The following is a 17704-nucleotide window of genomic DNA, read 5'->3' as shown; positions in this document are numbered from 1 at the left end:
TATGCCAGTAGCAGCATGTATGGCCCATTTCAACATGCTCGGGCAACTTACGGAAGCGCCCCCGGACGGGACGGCCCGGCAAGGGCGCTCGCCGCGGTCCACCCGGCCGCGCGCCCCGCTAAGCTGATCGGATCGGAGGTGGCTGTGGCGGCGCACACTCGCGGCATGGCGAGCGACATCCAGGAGCGCATCAAGCGCCTGATCGTCGACCAGCGGTTGCCCTCCGGCGCCTCGCTGCCGACCGAGACCGAGCTGATGGAGCTGCTCGGCGTCAGCCGCAACTCCGTGCGCGAGGCCCTCAAGGGGCTCCAGGCCATGGGCATCGTCGAGATCCGGCACGGCTTCGGCACCTACGTCGGCCCGATGTCGATGGCTCCGATGATCGAGGGGCTGATCTTCCGCACCGTCGCCGGCCACTACCGGGGCGAGGACAGCCTGCTCCAGCTGCTGGAGCTGCGCGAGGCGGTGGAGACCGGGCTGATCGCGCGGCTGGCCGGGCGGATACCCCAGGCCGACCTGGCCGAGCTGGACGCCCTGGTCGAGCGGATGGAGGCGGAGGCCGCCGAGGGCGCGGTGCACGCCGAGACCGACCGGGCCTTCCACGCCGCCCTCCACCGCGGGCTGGACAACCGGCTGCTCAGCGAGATGCTGGAGGCGTTCTGGGACGCCTTCCACCGGGTGCGCACCGATCTGGTCGACCGCCACGCCGACCCCAAGATCACCTGTCGGCAGCACCGGGAGATCCTGGAGGCCGTGCGCAGCGGCGATGTCGTACGGGCCGAGGCCGCGGTCCGCGATCACTTCGGCGACATCCGGGAGCGGCTGGGCTCCCCGCACCACCCATGACCCGTCACCCATGATCCGGCTCCCCGCCGGAAAAGTCTGATTCTCGCTGTTGCGTATTGCGCGGTAGTCGTTCTATGTCCGCATGGTCGGTTGCCTCCACTAATGTGCCCGTACGGCCGAGAGGGGCCGTTTCGGGGGAGAGCACACGAGAACGGCTCAGGCACGCGAACGGCTTTCGCGTGCGGGGGGAATGACCATGACGTCGACGCCGACCGGCGCCCGGCAGCATTCGTACGATCCGTCCACCACCGAACCGTCCGCGGCCGATCCGTCCACAACGATCCCGCTGCGCATCCCACGGCAGCACCGGGGCCGCCGCCCATGGCGCCGGCCCCGGCCGCCGCTGCCGAAGTACGACTACGAGCACTACAGCCGGCTCGCCGGCCCGCTCACTCGACCGGGTGCCGAAGATGCCGCGAATTCAGCCAAACCGTATCGGGTGCGCTACCGCGGCCTGCTGGCCGAGGAGCCGCACCGCATCCGCGCCTCACTGCTGATCGGCGCCGCGCCCCTGCTCTCGCTGGGGCTGCTGCTGTGGCTGATGCGGCCCGCCCACTGGAGCAGCCGGGAGGGCGTCGGCCCGGTCATGGCCGTCATGGACACGGTGATGCTGGTCTCCATCGGGCTGATCGAGCTGTTCCGCACGCTCAATGTGCTCTCCAACGCGCATGCCACCCTGGTCGCCCGCGACCCGGTCCCGGTGGTGCCCGAGGCCGGCACCAGGGTCGCCTTCCTCACCTCCTTCGTGCCCGGCAAGGAGCCGCTGGAGATGGTGACCAGGACCCTGGAGGCGGCGGTGCGCGTGCGCCACCGGGGAGCGCTGCACGTCTGGCTCCTCGACGAGGGCGACGACCCGGCGGTCAAGGCGGTCTGCGCGCGCCTGGGCGTACGCCACTTCAGCCGCAAGGGCGTCGAGAGGTGGAACCGGCCCAAGGGCCCGCACCGCGCCCGGACCAAGCACGGCAACTACAACGCCTGGCTGGACGCCCACGGCGCCGCGTACGACTACTTCGCCTCCGTCGACACCGACCACGTACCGCTCCCCAACTACCTGGAGCGGATGCTCGGCTACTTCCGCGACCCCGACGTGGCCTTCGTGGTCGGCCCGCAGGTCTACGGCAACTACGACACGGCCGTCACCAAGGCCGCCGAGAGCCAGCAGTTCCTCTTCCACGCCCTCATCCAGCGCGCGGGGAACGCCTACGGCGGCCCCATGTTCGTCGGCACCAACAACGCCGTGCGGATCAGCGCGCTCAAGGGCATCGGCGGGCTGTACGACTCGATCACCGAGGACATGGCCACCGGCTTCGAGCTGCACCGCCACCGCAACCCCGCCACCGGCCGCAAGTGGCGCTCCGTCTACACCCCCGACGTGCTCGCGGTCGGCGAGGGCCCGGCCGCCTGGACCGACTTCTTCACCCAGCAGCTGCGCTGGTCGCGGGGCACCTACGAGACGCTCCTCAAGCAGTTCTGGAAGGCGCCGTTCACCCTGCCGCCCGGCAGGCTCCTCAACTACACACTGATGGTGATCTTCTATCCGGCGTCGGCGCTCAACTGGATTCTCGCCGCCCTCAGCTGCGCGCTCTTCCTCGGCTTCGGCGCCGCCGGCCTCCAGATCGACTCCGCCATCTGGATGATGCTCTACGGCAACGCCTCGGCCCTCCAGATCGGCCTGTACGTCTGGAACCGGCGGCACAACGTCTCCCCGCACGAGCCGGAGGGCTCGGGGGGCGTGGCCGGCATGGTGATGTCCGCGCTCTCCGCGCCGATCTACGCCCGCTCGCTGATGGACGCCGTGCTGCGCCGCAAGAGCCGGTTCGTGGTGACGCCCAAGGGCGACTCGGCGAGCCCCGACACGCTCTTCGGCACCTTCCGGATTCACCTTTTCTTCCTGGCGGTCTTCGGCGGGTCGCTCGCCTCTTCCTCCTACTTCGGCCACAGTCATCCAGCGATGACCGTTTGGGCATCGCTTGCCCTGGCTGTCACGGCCGCGCCGATCGTCGCCTGGCGGTGGACCGTCCGCCAGGGGAAACGGACCGAGAAGCAGACCGCCGAAGCATCCCTTGGGGGACGATAAGACGTGAAGTACCGACCGAGTCGCCGCACCCGCCGCTTCGGGATCGGTGCGGCGGCTGTGTTCGTGCTGGCCGGAATGAACGGACCGGCCCTCTACCGGTTCAGCTCGGACAAATACCAGCAATACAAGATCAACCAACCGGAGTACAAGGCCAGGAACGGCCACTGGGCCGTGGTGAACGTCCCCGAGGAATACCGGATCAACACGATCCACGCCGCCCTGCTGCACACCGGCAAGGTGCTGCTGGTCGCCGGCTCGGGCAACAACGCCAAGAACTTCGCCGCCAAGTCCTTCCGGAGCGTCCTGTGGGACCCGGAGACGAACACCTTCAAGAACATCCCCACCCCCGAAGACCTCTTCTGCGCCGGACACTCCCAGCTGCCGGACGGAAAGCTGCTGGTGGCGGGCGGCACCCAGCGCTACGAGAAGCTCAAGGGCGATGTCGAGAAGGCCGGCGGCCTGATGTTCGTCCACAACGAGAACCCGGACAAGCCGAAGACCTTCCCGTCGGGCACCCGCTTCACCGGCAAGGAGAACGGCAGGACCTTCGAGTCCAAGGACCCGGTCCTGGTCCCGCGCGCCAAGAAGACCAAGAACGACAAGACCGGCAAGGTCACCGTGACCGCCAGCACCGCCCGGGTCTATGTGGAGGCGTTGCGCAAGGGAGCGCGCTACCAGACCGGCACCGAGGACAACTACCGGATCGCGGGGCTGCGGGGCAAGGACCGGCAGAACTTCTACGGCATCGCGCAGAAGCTGTCCTTCGACAAGAAGGACTTCCAGGGCATCAAGGACGCGTACGAGTTCGACCCCGTCGCCGAGCGGTATGTGCCCGTCGATCCGATGAACGAGGCCCGCTGGTACCCGACCCTGACCACCCTTCAGGACGGCCGGGTGCTCTCGGTCTCCGGCCTGGACGAGATCGGCCAGGTCGTGCCGGGGAAGAACGAGGTCTACGACCCCAAGGCCAAGAAGTGGAAGTACCTGCCCAAGAAGCGGTTCTTCCCCACCTACCCGGCGCTGTTCCTCGCCGAGGGCGGCAAGATCTTCTACACCGGCTCCAACGCCGGCTACGGCCCCGCCGACAAGGGCCGCACCCCCGGCCTCTGGGACCTGAAGACCAACGCGTTCAAGGCCGTGCCCGGCATCAGCGACCCGGACGCCCTGGAGACGTCGATGTCCGTGCTGCTGCCCCCGGCCCAGCGGCAGCGGTACATGGTGATCGGCGGCGGCGGGGTCGGCGAGGACCCCAAGTCCACCGCGAAGACCCGCATCGTCGATCTGAGCGAGGACCGGCCGCGCTTCCACGACGGGCCGAAGCTCTACTCCGAGGTCCGCTACCCCAGCAGTGTCATCCTCCCGGACGACACCGTCCTGACCACCAACGGCTCGGGCGACTACCGGGGGCGGGACGGCAGCAATGTGCTGCGGGCCGAGATCTACGACGCCAGGAGCAACACCGCGCGCGGCGTGGCGGACCCGCTGGTGGGCCGCAACTACCACTCCGGGGCGCTGCTGCTGCCCGACGGACGGGTGATGACCTTCGGCTCCGACTCGCTGTTCGGCGACGACGCCAACACCAAGCCGGGGACGTTCCAGCAGCAGATCGATCTCTACACCCCTCCCTATCTGTTCCGCGACGCACGGCCCAAGCTGACCGACACCGCGCCCCGGACCCTCAAGCGCGGGGCGAAGGCCACCTACCGCACCCCGCACGCGTCGGCCATCGAGCGGGTGCGGCTGATCCGGCCCGGTTCCTTCACCCATGTGACCAATGTCGAGCAGCGGTCGATCGCCCTGGACTTCGTCAGGAGCAAGGACAGCGTCACGGTGCGGATCCCGAAGGACTCGTCGCTGGTCCCGCCGGGGTGGTACATGCTCACGGCGGCGGACGAGGAGGGGACTCCGTCGAAGGCGGTGTGGGTGAAGGTGCCCGCCTCGAAGGACACCCCCGAACCCTGACCGCCCCGATCCCCCGCCCGACAGCCGCGGCGCCGAGCTTCCCCGGCGCCGCGGCTATTTCGCGTTGCGCGCGAGGTCGAGGGCGTATCGCGGCCACCATCGGCCGGCGTGCGGGCCGCCCTTGCAGGTGCCGTCCGACTCGCCCGGACGCTTGATCCACAGATACGCGGCGACCGCGGCGTCGCCCGTGCGGACCGTGGGCGTCTCGCCCAGCGCCCGCCCCTTGGGGTTGCACCAGGCCTCGGGGTCCTCCTTGCCCGGCACCGGCCCATTGCCGTTGCGGCTGGTGTCGATCACGAAGGGCTTTCCGCCGACCAGGGCGGAGAGCTTCCTGCCGTACGCCTTGTTGTCCGCGGTGGTCTGATAGTTGGCGATGTTGAGCGCGAAGCCGTCGGCCTTCTTCAGCCCGGCGCGCCGCAGCGGCTCGGCCATCCGGCGCGGATCCTTGATCCAGTGCGGATTCCCCGCGTCCAGATAGACCTTGGTGCGGGGCAGCCCCTTGAGCTTGTCCACGGCCCCGGTCAGCAGGTCGTAACGCTCCTCGAGGAACCGCCTGGGCGTGCAGCCGTCCACCGCGTGGGGCAGTGCGTCCGGCTCCAGGACGACCGTGGCGGCCCGGTCACCGATGCCCCTGACCGCCTTGTCCAGCCAGGCGCGATACGCGTTGCCGTCGGCGGCGCCGCCCTTCGAGTACTGGCCGCAGTCGCGGTGCGGGATGTTGTAGAAGACCAGCAGCGCGTCACGCTCCTCCGACACGGCGGCCTCGGTGAACCCCCGCGCCTGGCCCTCCGGGTCGTCCACCCCCAGCCACTCCGCGACCGGCTGCGCGGCGATCTTCTGTATCAGCTTCGCCTCGACGGTCTCCCCCTTCCTGCGGTACGCGGCGACCTGCCGGGCCGCGGCGCCGTCCGGGTTCACCCAATACGGCACGACATTCCTGGGCCGCTGTGCGGGCCTCGCCGCCGCGATCGCCTCCTCCTCGCGATCGGAACGCCCGGAACCCGACGAGCCGAAGCAGCCGGAGAGCGTCACGAGCGACAGCAGCGCCCCCACCGCCGCCCCGGCACGGACAGCCCCTCGCCGACGGCCGGTGTAACTCCCGTACATCCACTCCCCCTTGGGTGCACGCTCCGGGGGACACCCCTCAGGCCCCCGGTAGGACAAGACCGGTCGAAACCATGCTTACACACCACACCGGCCCTCACGGGGTTATCCACAGCCCTTTGCGTGAATTCGCCCGTACGGCGCGAAGCGGCCCCTCCGGGCCCGGTTGACAGGTACCCGTCCGCCTGGGACTCTCCGATGCGACAAGTCAACACAACGAGACGACGGCGTACAGGAACCCGGTGCGAATCCGGGACGGTCCCGCCACTGTGACCAGGAGTCGGCGCGCGCGAACGGCGCCGCACTTCCCGGGAGTCAGGAACTGGCCGTCGTTCTCCTTCCTGCTGAGGGGCGTGGAAACCCCACTAGGAGGCAACAGCGGATGTCCCTGCACACGGCACGGCACACCGACCCCGCGGCCGTCTCGGCCGCCACCGCCCGCACCCGCGACTGGCTGATCGCGGCCGGCGCGGTCATCCTCGCTCTCATCGCCCTGTACGCGGTCTTCATCGACAACGGCTCGCTGATCTCGGCGACGGGCGACTATCTGCACGAGTTCTCGCACGACGGCCGGCACCTCTTCGGTGCCCCCTGCCACTGAGGGGTCCGGCACCCCATGGCAGACGGTCACGTTCCCGTACTCCCCCTGCTCCGGCGGGGCCTGGCGGCGGGCGCCCTCGCGGGCCTCGCCACCGGGCTGTTCTCCCTGCTGCTGGCCGAGCCCCTGATGGACCGTGCCATCCGGCTGGAGGAGAAACGCCAGGAGGGCGAGCACTCGCACGCCGCCGCGGCCGCGGCGGTCACCCACCACGAGGAGCTGTTCTCCCGCGGCACCCAGCACTTCGGCCTCGTCGTCACCGCCGTGGTCGTCGGGCTGGCGCTCGGCGTCTTCTTCGCGGTCGCGCACGCGCTCGTCCACCGCGGATCCGACGCCTCCGCACGCCCCTGGCCCCGCGCGCTCACCCTCGCCGCGGCGGGCTTCGCCGGCCTCTCGCTCCTGCCAGGCCTGCGCTACCCGGCCAACCCGCCGGGCGTCGGCGACGCGGGCACGGTCGGCGACCGCCAGGCAATGTGGATCGCCGCGGTGGCGATCGGCGTGCTCGGCATGGTGCTCGCCCGGCTGGTGCACGTCCGGCTGACGGCGGCGGGCCGTGGTCCCGCCGTGGCCCAGACGGCGGTCGCCGCGACCGTCGTCGCGGTGCTCCTCGCCCTGTTCGCCCTCCCCGACAACCCCGACCCGGTCCCCGTCGAGTCCACGCTCCTCTGGGACTTCCGGATGCTCTCGTTCGCCTCGCACGCGGTGATGTGGGCGGTCCTCGGCGCCACGTTCGGCGCCCTCGGCCTCCGCGCCCTGCGCGAGCGCGGCACGACGACGCACCGGCCGGACCCGGTCCCGACCGCGGCGTAACCCTCGGGCCCGGTGGGCGGGCTTCCCCGCCCACCGGCTCCCGCCTACCGGCTCCCCGTCAGATACGCCGACACCACCACCGTTCCGCCGCCCGCCCCGCCGCCCGCGAGCAGCCGCAGCTCCGCGCGGCCCCCGGCCCGCGCCGCGTACACCCGCCGCGCGTCGAACCGCGTGGCGGTGACCATCGCGACGTCCTCGACCGTGAACTCGGCCACCGTCCCGTCCGCCCGGGACACCCGCACCGCGTCGCCGCGCCTGACCCCGCCGAGGCGGCGGAGGAGCCCCGCGTCGGCCGGCCCGACCAGCACCGCCGCCCCCGAGGCGCCCGGCCGCGCCCCCATCTCGTACCAGCCCCCGCTCCCGTCCCGGCCCTGGCCGGCGACCGGCGCCGCGATCCCCGCCGACTCGACGACGACACGACGCGCGGGCGCGGCCGGCAGCGGGTGCCAGGCCCTGGGCAGCGGATGCGTGGGCGGGCGCCCCACGGCCGCCACATCCCCCGTCAACGGCACCGCTCCGCCCAGGCCCTCCGCCGCGTCATGGCCCCACAGCCACAGTCCGAGCAGCAGCGCCGCCCAGGCCACCCCCGCGATCGCCCTCGCCCGGCCGACGCCGCCGGGCCGCTTCCCATACACCGCCGTCAGCCCGACGCCGCGGCGACCGGGCGACGGCGGCGCCGCACCGCCAGCCCGGCGACGGCCAGCGCCGTGGCTCCGGAGAGCGCCAGGCCGTACGCCTCGGCCCCGCCGAGGCCGCGGCGCGCCGCGTCGTCGGCCGGGGCGAGGTCCGAGTGGGCGCGGTGGACATGGCCGGGGCGTGCGGGGGCGGCGTCCTCCTGGTCCGCGACGGCGGGACCGGCGATGGCCATGACCACCGCCGCCGCACAGACGGCCATACGGAGCGTGAGGGCGAGCGGGCGCATGGTGAAACCTCCTGATACCACCGAGGCTCACGCGCACCGCCGGAAGCCGCATCCGCTGCGGCCCCCGGCTGCTCCGTACGGGTCAGACGCGCTCCGGTACGTTCCAGCGCGTTCCGGCGGGCGTCAGATCCGCTCGACCAGGTCCGCGATGGAGTTCACGACCGTGGACGGCCGGAAGGGGTGCCGGTCGATCTCATCGGGCTGGGTGACCCCCGTGAGCACCAGGAAGGTCTCCATGCCCGCCTCGAGACCGGCCAGCACATCGGTGTCCATCCGGTCGCCGATCATCGCGCTGCTCTCGGAGTGCGCGCCGATCGCGTTCAGCCCGGCCCGCATCATGAGGGGGTTCGGCTTGCCGACGAAGTACGGCTCGGCCCCCGTCGCCTTGGTGATCAGCGCGGCCACGGAACCGGTCGCGGGCAGCGCGCCCTCCGCGGAGGGCCCGGTCTCGTCGGGGTTGGTGGCGATGAAGCGGGCGCCGTTGTCGATCAGGCGGATGGCCTTGGTGAGCGCCTCGAAGCTGTACGTACGGGTCTCGCCGAGCACCACGTAGTCCGGCTCGACGTCGGTGAGGACGTAGCCGATGTCGTGCAGGGCCGTGGTCAGCCCCGCCTCGCCGATGACATACGCCGTGCCGCCGGGCCGCTGGTCGTCCAGGAACTGCGCGGTGGCCAGCGCGGACGTCCAGATGTTGGCGACCGGCACGTCGAGGCCGATCCGGGACAGCCGGGCGTGCAGATCGCGCGGGGTGTAGATGGAGTTGTTGGTGAGCACGAGGAAGGGCTTGCCGGACTCGCGCAGCCGCTTGATGAAGGCGTCGGCCCCGGGCACCGGGATGCCCTCGTGCATCAACACCCCGTCCATGTCGGTGAGCCAGGACTCGATCGGCTTGCGCTCTGCCATTGCGGACACTCCTGCCATGCGCCAGTAACGCGTGAGTGGGGACACCGGCCGCGCCACTGCGAGCGGTGCCGACGAGCCAAGCGTAGTCAGCCGCGCCCGGAGCGGACCGCCCCGGTCCCCTTCTGACCTCGGTAGACCTGTTTGAGCACCCGCTGCGGGGCCGCCGTGGGGCCGCGGCGGGCGGCCCGGCGCGACAGGGCCGGGCGGGCGGCCGATCCTGTTGGTGCAGGGCCGCGTCCCGACGGGCCTCTTCCGCTCCCCCGCGAAGGAGATTCAGATGAGCATCAAGGACAAGCTCAAGGAAGCGATCAACAAAGGCCAGGAGCGGGCGCGGCAGGCCTCGCGCAAGAGCGACAAGGGCGCCGCCGACCAGCGCCGGAGCGGCGCGGAGAAGCTGGACGAGGAGATGCGCCGCCGGGGCGGGCCGCCCCGCGGGCAGTAGCGGCCGCGCCGGGCCTCACCGCCTCAGCCGCCGGGCCTTGACCAGCAGCGCGGTGCCGGTGAGGACGAGCGCGCCGCTGACGACGGCGAGCCGGAGGAGCACGGCGCCCCGGCCCGTCGCGGCGAGTTCCGGCGGCAGATGGTCGCGACTGCTGCCCTCGCCGCGCGGGTCGGTGCCGCCGGAGGCCTCCTCGCGGGTGCGCTCGGTGCGCCCGTCGGCGCCGGTCCTCTGATCGGCGCCGGGCTCGCGGTCGGCAGGGGGCCCGTCGGTGCGGGGCGCGCCGGTACGGGCCCCCTCCGTCCGGGCCTCTCCCGTCTCCTCCGCCCCCGCGCCCCTCGCGTCCCCCGCGCCCCTCGCGTCCCTCGCGCCCTCGACGCTGAAGTCGTAGTCGTCGGACTGGCCGACCCAGTCCCCGTCGTCCGCGCGGCGCTGCATGGTGATGACGTTCGCGGTGACGGGGCCGATCGGCGCGGCGCCGGTGAAGCGGGACCGCACCGCCACCTTCACGCTCCCGTGCGCGGGGACGGTGAACCCCTGGAAGGGGACGTCGAAGACCCCGATGTTCTCGTCCTCGTCGGTGATCTCGAAGGAGACGGGCCGCCATCTGCCGCCCTCGTCGGGGTCCAGGAACTCCATCCGGATGTGGCGGGGCCGCAGCACGTGCCCGCGGTCGACGAGGATCGCGATGGGGTGGATGGCGCGGCACTCGGCGCCCGTGGTGTTGCTCAGCTCCAGGTGCCAGGCGCGCCAGCCGCCGCCCCGCGCGTACCGGGCCGGCCCGCCGTACAGCCGGGCGTCGATCGGGAAGTCGGCGCTCCCCCGCCGCCCGCAGAAGGGCACGGACGCGGACACCGGCACGGACGCGGCGGCTTCCGGGGCGGGCCCGCACCACAGGACCGGCGAGGCGAGCGCGAGCACGGCGGCGGAGTGGGCGGCTCGGACGGCGAGGGTGGAGGGCGAGCGCATGGGCGACCTCTGCGGCGGTGGTTTCCCGAGTGCCCTGCTGCATTCCACCCCGGGCGAGCGACACGCGGCGGCCCGGGCGGATTGCCTCCGTTCGGCGGTCGGCGATTCCCCCGTTCAGCCCATCACACCATCCCCCTTTCAGATCATCGGCCGGTCATCCCACCGCGAACAGCGGCGCCAGCACCAGCTGTGCCGCGCCCTCCGCGACCGCCCCGCCTCCCCGGCCGACCACCTCCACCGGGACCGTACGCCCGCCCGCCCGCGCCGCGTCCGCGGCGAGCGTCTCGGCGACGCCGCGCGCGTACGGCTCGGGCGCGGCCAGCACGACCCGGCCGCCGAGCAGCACCCGGTCGATGTCGAGCAGCCGTACGAGGTTGGCGGCGCCGACGCCGAGCAGGCGCGCCGCCCGGGCCGGATCGCCGTCCGCGACCGCGGCCAGGCACAGCGCCTCCAGGCAGCCGCGGTTGCCGCAGCCGCAGGGCGGCCCGTCCAGCTGGATCACCTGGTGGCCGAACTCCCCGGCGCCGGTGCGGGCCCCTCGGTGGACGGCCCCTCCGAGGACGAGACCGGCGCCCAGCCCGGTGCCGAGGTGCAGATACGCGAACGACTCCGGCGCCGACGCCACGGGCGCGAACGGCCCGGCGGCGGACCGCCGCCGGGCGCGGCCCACGGTGAGCCCCAGGGCGGCGGCGTTGGTGTCCTTGTCGAGGACGACGGGCAGGGCGAGCCGCGCGGCGAGCGCGTCCCGCAGCGGGAGCCCGTCCCAGTGGGGGAAGCCGGTGACGCGGCGCAGCACCCCGGAGCCGTGGTCGAGCGGTCCGGGCGCGGCGACCCCGACCCCGAGCAGCCCGTCGCGGCCGCCGTCGGCCCCGGCGAGCAGCGCCTCGACCTCGTCGGCGGCCACGGCGACCGCCTCCGCGGCCCCCGCGCCGAAGTCGAAGGGGGCCGTGCGCCGGGCGATCGGCGCGCCCGCGAGGTCGACCAGGACGGCCGTCAGCTCATCGCGGTCCAGATGCAGCCCGACCGCCCGCCGCGCGCCCGGGACCAGCCGCAGGACCGCGGGCGGCTTGCCGCCGGTGGACGCCCGGCGGCCCGCCTCGGCGGCCAGCCCGTCCGCCCGCAGCCGGGCCGTGATCTTGCTGACGGCCTGCGGGGTCAGCCCGGTCTGCGCGGCCAGCTCGAGCCGGCTGACCCCGCCCTCGCCCGCGTCGCGCAGCAGGCCGAGGACGAGGGCCGAGTTGTGCCCGCGCAGAGCGGACAGATTGGCTCCCGGCCCAGGGTTGGCTCCGGACCCGGGTCTGGGTCCGGCACCGGGTCTGGCTCCGGGCCCGGCCGCCGAGGACATCGCGCTGTTCACGGCACCATTGTGGCCCGCGCTTGCGCTTCCGCAACACTGTTGTCAAAGTGGTTCCATGGCTGACACCGGCACCGGCACCCCTGGCTCCACCCCCGCGCGCGTCGCCCTCATCGGCTTCGGTCTGGCGGGCTCCGTCTTCCACGCCCCCCTCATCGCCGCCACGGACGGCCTCGTCCTCGACGCCGTGGTCACCTCCAGCCCGGAGCGGCAGCGGCAGGCCGCCGACGAGTACCCCGGGGTGCGCCTCGCCGCCTCCGCCGACGAGCTGTGGGCGCGCGCCGGCGAGCTGGACCTGGTCGTCATCGCCTCCCCCAACCGCACCCACGTCCCCCTCGCCCGCGCCGCCCTGGAGGCCGGGCTGCCGGTCGTCGTCGACAAGCCGCTCGCCGCCACCGCCGCCGAGGCCGAGGACCTGGCCGCGCTCGCCGAGCGCCGCGGCCTGCTGCTGAGCGTCTTCCAGAACCGCCGCTGGGACAACGACTTCCGCACGCTCCGCAAGCTGCTCGCCGAGGGCGCGCTCGGCGAGGTGCAGCGCTTCGAGTCCCGCTTCGAGCGCTGGCGCCCCCAGCTCAAGGGCGGCTGGCGCGAGTCCGGCGACCCGGCCGAGGTCGGCGGGCTGCTGTACGACCTGGGCAGCCACCTCGTGGACCAGGCGCTCACCCTCTTCGGGCCGGTCGCCTCCGTCTACGCCGAGGTCGATGTGCGCCGCCCCGGTGCCCGCACCGACGACGACACGTTCATCGCCCTCACCCACGCCAGTGGCGTCCGCTCCCATCTGTGGATGAGCGCGATCACCGCCCAGCTCGGCCCGCGCTTCCGGGTCCTGGGCAGCCAGGCGGGCTATGTGAAGTACGGCCTCGACCCCCAGGAGGCCGCCCTCCGCGAGGGCCTGCGCCCCGGCACCGGCACCCCCTGGGGCGCCGAACCCGAGGCCGCCTGGGGCCGGCTGGGCGCGGGGGAATCCCCCCTGACCGGCGGCGGCCTGCCCGTGCCGACCCTCCCGGGCGACTACCCCGCGTACTACCGAGCCGTCGCCACCGCCCTCCGCGACGGCACCGCCCCGCCGGTCACCGCCGCCGAGGCCGCGGCCGCCCTCCGCGTCCTGGAGGCGGCCCGCACCTCGGCAGCGGAGGGCCGGGCGGTGCGGATCACGCGTCCTTGAACTCCTGGCGCTGCCGCCCCAGCCCGTCGATCTCCAGCTCGACGACGTCCCCGGCCCGCAGAAACGGCTTGGGGTCCGGCTGTCCCAGGGCCACGCCCGCCGGGGTGCCGGTGTTGATGACGTCGCCCGGGTAGAGGGTCATGAACTGGCTGAGGTAGCGGACCACCTGGGCCACCGGGAAGATCTGGTCCGCCGTGGTGCCGTCCTGCTTCAGCTCGCCGTTCACCCACAGCCGCAGGGCCAGAGCCTGGGGGTCGGGGATCTCGTCGGCGGTGACCAGCCAGGGGCCGAGGGGGTTGAAGGTCTCGCAGTTCTTGCCCTTGTCCCACTGACCGCCGCGCTCGATCTGGAACGCGCGCTCCGAGACGTCATGGGCGATGGCGTAGCCCGCGACCGAGGCGAGGGCCTCCTCGTCGGACTCGAGGTAGCGGGCCGTGCGCCCGATGACCACGGCCAGCTCCACCTCCCAGTCGGTCTTCTCGCTGCCGCGCGGCACCAGGACCGTGTCCTCGGGGCCGACGACCGTGTCCGGGGCCTTCATGAAGAGGATGGGCTCCTCGGGGATCGCGGCACCGGTCTCCGTGGCGTGGTCGTGGTAGTTCAGCCCGATGCACACGATCTTGCCGATCCGGCCCAGCGGCGGGCCGATCCGGGAGTCCCCGGCGTCCAGCGCGGGCAGTTCCCCGGCCGCGACGGCCTCGCGGATCCGGGCGAGCGCCGCCCCGTCGGCGAGCAGGGCCCCGTCGACGTCATTGACCAGGCCCGACAGATCGCGCGGGGTGCCCGTCTCGTCGAGCACCGCCGGGCGCTCCGCCCCCGCAGGTCCGACACGCAGCAGCTTCATTCTGATGACTCCCGTAAGTCGAAGGGCGGCCCTGGCTGGTCGATCCTCACAAGAGCGGCATCCAGTCCGCAAGACTCCGTTCACCTACTGGACCGCGCGCTTCCTTTGACCCCCTCCACCCGGACCGTGCGGTGCAGCAGCGCCCGTTCGACCGCCGTCCAGGTCGTGCTGGTGGCCAGGTAAAGACCCGCCGCGAGCGGCACCACGGCGGCGGTGACCAGGGTGCCGAACGACAGCAGGGGCAGCACCTTGGCCGCACCCGCCGCCATCCCGGCGCCCACCGGCCGGGCGTCCGCCGGCCGGGCGTCCGCCGCGGCCTTCCGCGCGCGCAGGTACGTCCAGGTCGCGACCGCCGCGATCAGCGCGAACAGCGCGAGGTAGACCGGCCCGTGCGGCCCGGTCGGATCCCCGCCCCACCGGCCGCCCAGCGGCGCGCCCGCCAGGGTGTGGTCCAGGAGGTCTCCGGCGCCGCTGCCGGTGGAGAACACGTGGTACATCACGAAGAAGACGGGAAGCTGAAGGAGCATCGGCAGACAGCCCGCGACCGGGGAGACCGACTCCTTCTCGTACAGCTCGGCCATGGCGCGCCGCAGCCGCTCCGGATCGCGCTTGTGGCGGCGGTTCAGCTCGGCCATCTTGGGCGCGAGCGCGGCCCGCGCCTTCTCGCCGCGCGCGGCCGCGCGGGCCAGCGGATGGAGCGCGGCGCGCACGCACAGCGTGAACAGGACGATCGCGGCGGCCGTCGCGGACGCCCCGAAGAGCGGTGCGAGACAGTCGGCGAGCCGGGTCAGCAGCGTGCCCAGCGCGGCGAAAACAGACATGGGAAAGCCCTCCACAGGGTCTCGTCAGTCGAATGAGTCGGCGTGACGAGCCGCGTGGGCTCCGGCGATGAAGCTACGGGGAGAAGCTACGGGGAGAGGAGCGCCTGCGCGGCCGTCGGCAGGCGACGGCCGGGCGCTCGCGGCCGCGGCCGGCCGGAGGCGTCGGGATCCCGCTGGGCCAGGAACGCCGTGCGGTGCTCCCGGTCCCGTATCGCGGTGCGTATTCGCCCCGGCGGAAGCGGGGCGAGACAGCGCGCGGCCAGCAGGGCGCAGGTCAGCAGCGCGGCCGCGAGCGCGGCGGTCGCGGCGAGGGCGACGGCGCTGAGCAGGCCGGTGTGGGTGAGGAGCGATCCGGTCAGCAGGAACAGGAGCACGCCGAGGTGCATCCGCGCCACTTCAACGCGATGGACCATCAGCCTCCCCCTCCCCCGCAACACACGTGCCCCACAACACACGTGCCCCGCCCCTCCGTTACTCCACTCCCGACGAGTCTAATCGCCGCCACCGACAGTGCGGGGCTCGGCCGCCTTCAGCCGGCCCCAGACCACCAGCCGGTACCGGGAGGTGTACTCCGGGGTGCAGGTCGTCAGCGTGATGTAGTGGCCCGGCTCGGTGTAGCGGTAGCGCGGATGCGTCGAGCTGTACGGCACCGCCGCGACGACCGTGCCGTCGGAGGGCGAGGTGCGCGCCAGGGTCCGCTCGACGACGTACGTATAACGCGAGCCCGCGACCTCGACGCGGACCGTGTCGCCCGGGCGCACCTCGTCGAGGTGGCGGAACGGCTCGCCATGCGTGTTGCGGTGGCCCGCGAGCGCGAAGTTGCCCGCCTGCCCCGGCTGCGCGGTCTTCGGGTAGTGGCCCACGTACCCCTTGTTGAGCACCCCGGCCCTGCTGATGCCCTCGGCCACGGGGGCGGTCAGCCCGATGCGCGGGATGCGCAGCACGGCGTACGCCTGGTCCGGGCGCGGGGCCCGGTTTCCGGTGGCCGCCGGGGAGGTGCGGGCCGCCCCGCGGCCGGAGTCCGGGGCACCCGCCCCGGGCGAGGCCCCGTCCGGGGAGCCGCCGGAGGGGTCCTCGGCCGAGCCGTCCCCGGCCCCCTCCCCCGCCCCGCTCCGCCACTGCCGCTCCAGCGCGGCCACCTCCCGCTGAGCGCCCTCCCGCGCCTGCCGGTTGGTCCACCACAGCTGGTGGACGACGAAGAGCAGCATGACAAGACCGAGGGTGACGATGAGCTCCGCCCCGGTCCACAGGACCCGCGCCAGGACGGCCCGCCGCGGGCGCCGCCCCCGTACGACCACCGGTAACCGCTGCCGTCGCACCGCCGACCTCCCTCCGGTCGGGGCACCATAGGCCCTGCGGCCCGCACTCTCCATAGCGAGGCGCGCGGAAGCCCGAAGCCGCCCCCCTACCCCCCGACCAGCCGCGAGATCGTATAGATCGCCAGCCCGGCCAGCGCGCCGACGACCGTGCCGTTGATCCGGATGAACTGGAGATCCCGCCCGATGTGCGCCTCGATCTTCCGGGAGGTGTGCTCCGCGTCCCACCCCGCCACCGTCTCGGTGATCAGCGAGGTGATCTCGTCGCGGTAGGTGGTGACCACGTACACCGCCGCGTCCTCCAGCCAGCCGTCGACCTTCGCCCGCAGCCGCTCCTCGGTGGCCAGCCGCGCGCCGAGCGAGAGGATCGCCGCACGCGCCCGCAGCCGCAGTTCGCTGCGCTCGTCCTCCGCCGCCGCGACGATCATCGCCCGCACGGAGGCCCACGCCGAGGCGATCAGGTCCTGCACCTCGCCCCGCCCCAGCACCTCCGTCTTCAGCCGCTCCACCCGCGCCCGGGTGTCCGTGTCGGACTGGAGGTCGCCCGCGAAGTCGCTCAGGAAGCGGTCCAGCGCCCCGCGCGCCGGATGCGCCGGCATGTCGCGCATCTCGGTGACGAACCGGAGCAGTTCCTTGTAGACCCGCTCGCCGACCTTCCGGTCGACGAACCGCGGCGTCCAGCCGGGCGCGCCGCCCGCCACCGCCTCCATCACCGACTCGTTGTGCTCGACCAGCCAGTCGTGGGCGCGCACGCACACCAGGTCCACGGCCCGGTGGTGCCCGCCGTCCGCGACGATCCGCTCCAGCATCTTGCCGAGGCCCGGCGCGATCTCCTGCGCGTCGGCGCGCCGGGTGATCGCCTCGCCCACCACGGCCTGGACGTCGGAGTCGCGCAGCACGGTGAGCGCGCCGCGCAGGGCCGTCGCCAGTTCGGCCGTCACCCGGTCGGCGTGGGCGGGCTCGGCCAGCCAGGTGCCCAGCCGGCTGCTGATGCCGACGGACCGCAGCCGCATCCGCACCACGTCCCCGGACAGGAAGTTCTCGCCGACGAACTCGCCGAGGCTCACCCCCAGCTGGTCCTTCTTGGTCGGGATGATCGCGGTGTGCGGGATGGGCAGCCCCATGGGCCGCCGGAACAGCGCGGTCACCGCGAACCAGTCGGCCAGGGCGCCGACCATCCCGGCCTCGGCGGCCGCCGCCACATACCCGGCCCAGCCGCCCGCCCCCGCCGCCCGCGCCCAGGTGGCCAGCGCGTACACGACGGCGACGGCCAGCAGCAGCGCCGTGGCGATCGTCTTCATGCGGCGCACGCCACGGCGCTTCTCCAGGTCCAGGGGGCTGTCCGAGGAGAAGGCGGCCCTCGCGGCCGCGGGCGGCGGCTGGCCCGCCTCACCCGTCGTCATCCGGTCCATTCGCTCCACCCGGTCGAGCCGTCCCCTCGGTCATTGTCTCTTTCTGCCCCGATCCCGATCACGGTCGCCCGATCGCAGCCGCCCGATCACGGTCGCCCGATTTCAGCCGCCTGATTTCAGTCGCCTATGAGTGGAACGTACGGGGGGTTCCCATCGTCTGAG

General features: G+C 73.1%; 18 protein-coding genes and 1 riboswitch. Of the genes, 7 read left to right on the top strand and 11 right to left on the bottom strand.

Going from position 1 to position 17704, the window contains the following annotated elements; genetic code table 11:
• Nucleotides 1-165: 165 nt before the first annotated feature.
• The 3 genes from ABTY62_RS39850 to glxA all read left to right on the top strand — a co-directional run bounded on the left by ABTY62_RS39850 (nucleotide 166) and on the right by glxA (nucleotide 4885).
• Nucleotides 166-846: a FadR/GntR family transcriptional regulator gene (locus ABTY62_RS39850; RefSeq protein WP_352134265.1), complete on the top strand. Its 681-nt coding sequence runs from the start codon at nucleotides 166-168 to the stop codon at nucleotides 844-846.
• 196 nt (nucleotides 847-1042) lie between these two features.
• Nucleotides 1043-2923 carry a glycosyltransferase family 2 protein gene (locus ABTY62_RS39845; RefSeq protein ID WP_352134264.1) on the top strand — a complete coding sequence of 627 codons (1881 nt, stop codon included), beginning with the start codon at nucleotides 1043-1045 and terminating at the stop codon, nucleotides 2921-2923.
• Between the two features lie 3 nt (nucleotides 2924-2926).
• Nucleotides 2927-4885: a radical copper oxidase GlxA gene (gene glxA / locus ABTY62_RS39840; protein ID WP_352134263.1), complete on the top strand. Its 1959-nt coding sequence runs from the start codon at nucleotides 2927-2929 to the stop codon at nucleotides 4883-4885.
• Between the two features lie 54 nt (nucleotides 4886-4939).
• Here glxA and ABTY62_RS39835 read toward each other — a convergent pair whose 3' ends face one another.
• Entirely contained in the window at nucleotides 4940-5992 is a 1053-nt protein-coding gene (locus ABTY62_RS39835) for a glycoside hydrolase family 6 protein (RefSeq protein ID WP_352134262.1), read from the bottom strand.
• A 205-nt stretch (nucleotides 5993-6197) separates the two neighbouring features.
• A riboswitch (cobalamin riboswitch) is annotated at nucleotides 6198-6334 on the top strand.
• A gap of 37 nt (nucleotides 6335-6371) precedes the next feature.
• Here ABTY62_RS39835 and ABTY62_RS39830 point away from each other — a divergent pair.
• Both ABTY62_RS39830 and ABTY62_RS39825 read left to right on the top strand, forming a co-directional pair.
• Nucleotides 6372-6590, top strand: a complete 219-nt coding sequence (locus tag ABTY62_RS39830; protein WP_311727280.1) for a CbtB domain-containing protein — start codon at nucleotides 6372-6374, stop codon at nucleotides 6588-6590.
• A 15-nt stretch (nucleotides 6591-6605) separates the two neighbouring features.
• Nucleotides 6606-7397: a CbtA family protein gene (locus tag ABTY62_RS39825; protein WP_352134261.1), complete on the top strand. Its 792-nt coding sequence runs from the start codon at nucleotides 6606-6608 to the stop codon at nucleotides 7395-7397.
• A 44-nt stretch (nucleotides 7398-7441) separates the two neighbouring features.
• On the opposite strand, the gene ABTY62_RS39820 is transcribed toward ABTY62_RS39825, so the two are convergent.
• The 3 genes from ABTY62_RS39820 to ABTY62_RS39810 form a co-directional block, all read right to left on the bottom strand.
• Nucleotides 7442-8041 (bottom strand): sortase domain-containing protein, encoded by a 600-nt coding sequence (locus tag ABTY62_RS39820; RefSeq protein ID WP_502997612.1) that lies wholly within the window; start codon nucleotides 8039-8041, stop codon nucleotides 7442-7444.
• Nucleotides 8038-8319 (bottom strand): hypothetical protein, encoded by a 282-nt coding sequence (locus ABTY62_RS39815; protein ID WP_352134259.1) that lies wholly within the window; start codon nucleotides 8317-8319, stop codon nucleotides 8038-8040. The genes ABTY62_RS39820 and ABTY62_RS39815 overlap by 4 nt, the downstream gene beginning before the upstream one ends.
• 123 nt (nucleotides 8320-8442) lie before the next feature.
• Nucleotides 8443-9222: an HAD-IIA family hydrolase gene (locus ABTY62_RS39810; RefSeq protein ID WP_311727285.1), complete on the bottom strand. Its 780-nt coding sequence runs from the start codon at nucleotides 9220-9222 to the stop codon at nucleotides 8443-8445.
• A 277-nt stretch (nucleotides 9223-9499) separates the two neighbouring features.
• Between ABTY62_RS39810 and ABTY62_RS39805 the strand changes: the two genes are divergently transcribed.
• Entirely contained in the window at nucleotides 9500-9664 is a 165-nt protein-coding gene (locus ABTY62_RS39805; RefSeq protein ID WP_352134258.1) for an antitoxin, read from the top strand.
• A 15-nt stretch (nucleotides 9665-9679) separates the two neighbouring features.
• Here the strand turns inward: ABTY62_RS39805 and ABTY62_RS39800 are convergent, their stop codons facing one another.
• Nucleotides 9680-10630 (bottom strand): hypothetical protein, encoded by a 951-nt coding sequence (locus ABTY62_RS39800; protein ID WP_352134257.1) that lies wholly within the window; start codon nucleotides 10628-10630, stop codon nucleotides 9680-9682.
• Between the two features lie 154 nt (nucleotides 10631-10784).
• Nucleotides 10785-11975 (bottom strand): ROK family transcriptional regulator, encoded by a 1191-nt coding sequence (locus ABTY62_RS39795; RefSeq protein WP_502997611.1) that lies wholly within the window; start codon nucleotides 11973-11975, stop codon nucleotides 10785-10787.
• Between the two features lie 67 nt (nucleotides 11976-12042).
• Here ABTY62_RS39795 and ABTY62_RS39790 point away from each other — a divergent pair, with 67 nt between their 5' ends.
• Entirely contained in the window at nucleotides 12043-13149 is a 1107-nt protein-coding gene (locus tag ABTY62_RS39790) for a Gfo/Idh/MocA family protein (protein ID WP_352134255.1), read from the top strand.
• Here the strand turns inward: ABTY62_RS39790 and ABTY62_RS39785 are convergent.
• From ABTY62_RS39785 to ABTY62_RS39765, 5 genes are all read right to left on the bottom strand, one after another.
• Complete coding sequence (locus ABTY62_RS39785) at nucleotides 13136-13993, bottom strand: fumarylacetoacetate hydrolase family protein (protein WP_352134254.1); 858 nt, start codon at nucleotides 13991-13993, stop codon at nucleotides 13136-13138. The genes ABTY62_RS39790 and ABTY62_RS39785 overlap by 14 nt on opposite strands.
• A gap of 80 nt (nucleotides 13994-14073) precedes the next feature.
• On the bottom strand, nucleotides 14074-14814 hold the full coding sequence (locus ABTY62_RS39780) for a YidC/Oxa1 family membrane protein insertase (RefSeq protein WP_352134253.1): 741 nt from the start codon (nucleotides 14812-14814) through the stop codon (nucleotides 14074-14076).
• Nucleotides 14815-14900: 86 nt separating this feature from the next.
• Nucleotides 14901-15227 carry a DUF6412 domain-containing protein gene (locus tag ABTY62_RS39775; RefSeq protein ID WP_352134252.1) on the bottom strand — a complete coding sequence of 109 codons (327 nt, stop codon included), beginning with the start codon at nucleotides 15225-15227 and terminating at the stop codon, nucleotides 14901-14903.
• Between the two features lie 78 nt (nucleotides 15228-15305).
• Nucleotides 15306-16133, bottom strand: a complete 828-nt coding sequence (locus ABTY62_RS39770; RefSeq protein WP_352134251.1) for a class E sortase — start codon at nucleotides 16131-16133, stop codon at nucleotides 15306-15308.
• 86 nt (nucleotides 16134-16219) lie between these two features.
• Complete coding sequence (locus tag ABTY62_RS39765; RefSeq protein WP_311727295.1) at nucleotides 16220-17533, bottom strand: DUF445 domain-containing protein; 1314 nt, start codon at nucleotides 17531-17533, stop codon at nucleotides 16220-16222.
• Nucleotides 17534-17704 lie beyond the last annotated feature (171 nt).

The sequence above is a fragment of the Streptomyces sp. NPDC097640 genome (assembly GCF_040302705.1).
GTDB lineage: Bacteria > Actinomycetota > Actinomycetes > Streptomycetales > Streptomycetaceae > Streptomyces.
This window is presented reverse-complemented; position numbering and strand designations above follow the sequence as displayed.

Coding starts and splice junctions, on each gene's coding strand:
- ABTY62_RS39765 (WP_311727295.1), bottom strand. CDS start 17,533: ATGACGACGGGTGAGGCGGGCCAGCCGCCGCCCGCGGCCGCGAGGGCC.
- ABTY62_RS39810 (WP_311727285.1), bottom strand. CDS start 9,222: ATGGCAGAGCGCAAGCCGATCGAGTCCTGGCTCACCGACATGGACGGG.
- ABTY62_RS39780 (WP_352134253.1), bottom strand. CDS start 14,814: ATGTCTGTTTTCGCCGCGCTGGGCACGCTGCTGACCCGGCTCGCCGAC.
- ABTY62_RS39845 (WP_352134264.1), top strand. CDS start 1,043: ATGACGTCGACGCCGACCGGCGCCCGGCAGCATTCGTACGATCCGTCC.
- ABTY62_RS39795 (WP_502997611.1), bottom strand. CDS start 11,975: ATGTCCTCGGCGGCCGGGCCCGGAGCCAGACCCGGTGCCGGACCCAGA.
- ABTY62_RS39775 (WP_352134252.1), bottom strand. CDS start 15,227: ATGGTCCATCGCGTTGAAGTGGCGCGGATGCACCTCGGCGTGCTCCTG.
- ABTY62_RS39825 (WP_352134261.1), top strand. CDS start 6,606: ATGGCAGACGGTCACGTTCCCGTACTCCCCCTGCTCCGGCGGGGCCTG.
- ABTY62_RS39830 (WP_311727280.1), top strand. CDS start 6,372: ATGTCCCTGCACACGGCACGGCACACCGACCCCGCGGCCGTCTCGGCC.
- ABTY62_RS39815 (WP_352134259.1), bottom strand. CDS start 8,319: ATGCGCCCGCTCGCCCTCACGCTCCGTATGGCCGTCTGTGCGGCGGCG.
- ABTY62_RS39790 (WP_352134255.1), top strand. CDS start 12,043: ATGGCTGACACCGGCACCGGCACCCCTGGCTCCACCCCCGCGCGCGTC.
- ABTY62_RS39800 (WP_352134257.1), bottom strand. CDS start 10,630: ATGCGCTCGCCCTCCACCCTCGCCGTCCGAGCCGCCCACTCCGCCGCC.
- ABTY62_RS39805 (WP_352134258.1), top strand. CDS start 9,500: ATGAGCATCAAGGACAAGCTCAAGGAAGCGATCAACAAAGGCCAGGAG.
- ABTY62_RS39785 (WP_352134254.1), bottom strand. CDS start 13,993: ATGAAGCTGCTGCGTGTCGGACCTGCGGGGGCGGAGCGCCCGGCGGTG.
- ABTY62_RS39835 (WP_352134262.1), bottom strand. CDS start 5,992: ATGTACGGGAGTTACACCGGCCGTCGGCGAGGGGCTGTCCGTGCCGGG.
- ABTY62_RS39850 (WP_352134265.1), top strand. CDS start 166: ATGGCGAGCGACATCCAGGAGCGCATCAAGCGCCTGATCGTCGACCAG.